The 2,668-nt window shown below is 63.0% G+C and carries 3 protein-coding genes and 1 pseudogene; 2 read left to right on the forward strand and 2 right to left on the reverse strand.

Features of this window, described 5'->3' with window-relative positions:
- Positions 1-88 (reverse strand): annotated as a pseudogene (locus tag ACESNB_RS16440) (3-ketoacyl-ACP reductase); the annotation flags it as partial.
- 73 nt (positions 89-161) lie between these two features.
- Complete coding sequence (locus ACESNB_RS16445; protein ID WP_373009289.1) at positions 162-764, reverse strand: TetR/AcrR family transcriptional regulator; 603 nt, start codon at positions 762-764, stop codon at positions 162-164.
- Positions 765-833: 69 nt separating this feature from the next.
- On the opposite strand from ACESNB_RS16445, the gene ACESNB_RS16450 reads away from it, so the two are divergent.
- Together ACESNB_RS16450 and ACESNB_RS16455 are read left to right on the forward strand one after the other, a co-directional pair.
- Entirely contained in the window at positions 834-1,688 is an 855-nt protein-coding gene (locus tag ACESNB_RS16450) for a metal-dependent hydrolase (protein WP_373009291.1), read from the forward strand.
- A 118-nt stretch (positions 1,689-1,806) separates the two neighbouring features.
- The gene (locus tag ACESNB_RS16455; RefSeq protein ID WP_373009293.1) at positions 1,807-2,520 is read left to right on the forward strand and encodes a VOC family protein; all 714 of its coding nucleotides are present in this window, start codon (positions 1,807-1,809) and stop codon (positions 2,518-2,520) included.
- Positions 2,521-2,668 lie beyond the last annotated feature (148 nt).

Here is a 2,668-nt window from a genome sequence, read left to right on the forward strand (position 1 = left end):
CGCCCGCCAGCGTGTCCGCAATCGCCCGGCCAATGCCGCGCGTGCCGCCCAGTATGATGGCGTTCTTGCCCTTCAGATGCATGTCCAAAACCGTATCCTCCTCAAGTGTTTTCTATGTGTCGGCCGCAAGCCTAGCCCGCCCGTCCCGGCGCGACCAGACGCTAGAGCGACAGGCGTTCAAGGTTCGCCAGCAGCATCTGGAGTGTCAGCTCCCGCGCTCGCTCAGATGGCTTGCCGATCAGCTGGCCCAGCGTCGGCCCGAACAGGCCGACACCGACGGCCAGCGTCACGCTGAGCAGGATCAGGTCCTCCACCAGCTCTGCCGGCAGCTTGGCATTGGCCATCTTCTTCTGCGCCACTTCCTGCACGGCTTCGCGCACCAGGGTCAGGCGGCTGGTCTCGTCGGTCAGTTCCAGCCAGGCCGCCAGGCGCGCCGCGCCGCGAGTCTCGAACGCATCGAACAGCGTCCGAAGCGCCGCTTCGCGCGCCGCCGCCGGATCGTCCAGCGGCACGTCGACCGCCATGATACTCTCAACCAGGTCTGCGATCATGCGCTCCATCAGCGCTTTCTGGACCGCGTCAATCGAGCCGAAATGGTGCAGCACCGTGGCATTGGCCACGCCCGCCGCCTTGGCGACATCCGCTAGTCGCAGGGATTGCGGGCCCTGCGCCACGAGCAGGGATTCCGCCGCCGACAGGATATTGCTGCGCGAAGCTTCCGGAGAGCGACGCACACGAGGGGCAGGTTTATTATTTATTGACATTTTTGTCAGTAACGTTAATTTTGAACATGAAGCCAGTCCGCATTTCAGTTTCTTGAGGCACTAAGCACAATGACGAACAAGCGCACACCCGAAGATGTAACGATCCTGCCCCGCGACTTCCATTTCGACATGGACAGTGCGCGCGAGGGCCACTGGTTGGACGGCAACCCCGTCGCCACCGCCATTTTCAACGCCATGTCGCTGACCTTCCCGGACGGCGAACGCCTGTTCATGGACGCTGTGAAGGCCTATCGCGGCAAAGTCGACGGGAAGCTGGCGCAGGATGTGAAGGACTTCATCGCGCAGGAGGCCATCCATTCGCGCGAGCATCACCTGCTGAACAACATGATCGATCGCGAGAAATACCCAGTCGCGGAAATCGAGGCGGCCATCGCGGAAAAGATCGCCTTCGGACGCTCCGGCGGTCCGATGCGCATGCTGATCGCCACGATCTGCCTTGAGCATTTCACCTCGATGATGGCCGACCTGATGGTCGATCTCGACGTCGATGGATCCCCGCTGTTCAGCAAGACCGAACCCTCGCTCGAGCACCTCTGGCGCTGGCACGCCATGGAAGAGACCGAACACAAGGCGGTCGCCTATGATGTCTTCATGGAAGCCACTAAAGGCTGGTCGCCGTTCAAACGCTATTTCCGGCGCAGCCTGTCCATGCTGCTCATCACCCAGCAGTTCACGCAAAATATCGCCGAATATGCATCCAAATTGCTGGTCGCCGATGGCTACGAACCGGACGCGGCCCGGCGTGCCGTGAAGACTTTCCTCTGGAAGAAGCCTGCCCTGTTCGGTTCAGGCTGGGCCATCTGGCTATCCTGGTTCAAACCCGGCTTCCATCCATGGGACCATGACAATCGCGATGTCATGGCCAGCTGGAAAGAAGAATTCAGTCTGGTCGCGGCCGAGTAGGATTACCGCGTCGAGCCGGTTCTGAGGTGCCAGGCCTCTCTGGCTGAGGCGCACTTTTGCCAGGCGCGGATGTCCGGGGTATCCTCAACTCGAAGCCAATATGGCGAGAGGCCACGACATGATCAACACGTCCCCCGCCTGGCTCGCCAAGGATTGCCTCGATGTCGGCGTGTTCACCAACCGTCTCGATGAGATGCTCGCCTTCTGGCAGCAGGATGTCGGCCTGCCCTTCGACCATATGCTGCCGCTGGGCGGCGGCCTGCGCCAGCACCGCCACGACCATCATGGCAGCGTGTTCAAGCTGAACCATGCCCGCGATCCGCTGCCGCCGCGCGCCGACGGTGGCTACCTCCGCCTCATCATCGCCCGCGACGGCGTCACCGTACCAATCGAACTGACTGATCCGGATGGCAACCGCGTCGGGCTCGTGCCGCCTGGCCATGACGGCATCACCCAATGGGCCATCGAGGTCGCCACACCCAGCCGCGAGGCCTTCCTCGCCTTCTACCATGACGCGCTTGGCCTGCCGGTATCCGACACGCACGCCTGCGCCGTCGCCTGTGGACGCAGCCTCATCCTCGGGCACATCGACCCCGCCCTTGCCGCGCGCACGGGCAACGCCGAGATGGCCCGGATCGGTTATCGCTACACGACGCTCCAGGTCGACAAGGTCGACCGCGTCCACGCGCAAGTCCTCGCCGCTGGCGGCACCGAAGGGCGGGCGCCCGCCACTCTCGGCAAGACGGCGCGTATCTCCTTCGTGCGCGATGGCTGCGGCAACTGGATGGAACTCTCCCAGCGCGCCTCGATCACCGGCTCTCTGGAACCGTGAGACGCAACTAGAGCGCCTTGCGCATGTGGATAACGGTTTTCACCCGCCCGTTCGCCGCCACCTGTTCGTTGCAATGGAACGGCGCATAGCCCCGCGCCAGGTACAGCGCTTCGCCCGCAATCGTCGAGCCGAGTTCGATGGTCCTGAA

This window comes from Hyphomonas sp. (genome assembly GCF_041689225.1).
GTDB lineage: Bacteria > Pseudomonadota > Alphaproteobacteria > Caulobacterales > Hyphomonadaceae > Hyphomonas.

What these genes read in the sequence shown, in the direction of transcription:
- ACESNB_RS16450 (WP_373009291.1), top strand. Translation starts at nt 834, where the DNA reads ATGACGAACAAGCGCACACCCGAAGATGTAACGATCCTGCCCCGCGAC.
- ACESNB_RS16455 (WP_373009293.1), top strand. Translation starts at nt 1,807, where the DNA reads ATGATCAACACGTCCCCCGCCTGGCTCGCCAAGGATTGCCTCGATGTC.
- ACESNB_RS16445 (WP_373009289.1), bottom strand. Translation starts at nt 764, where the DNA reads ATGTCAATAAATAATAAACCTGCCCCTCGTGTGCGTCGCTCTCCGGAA.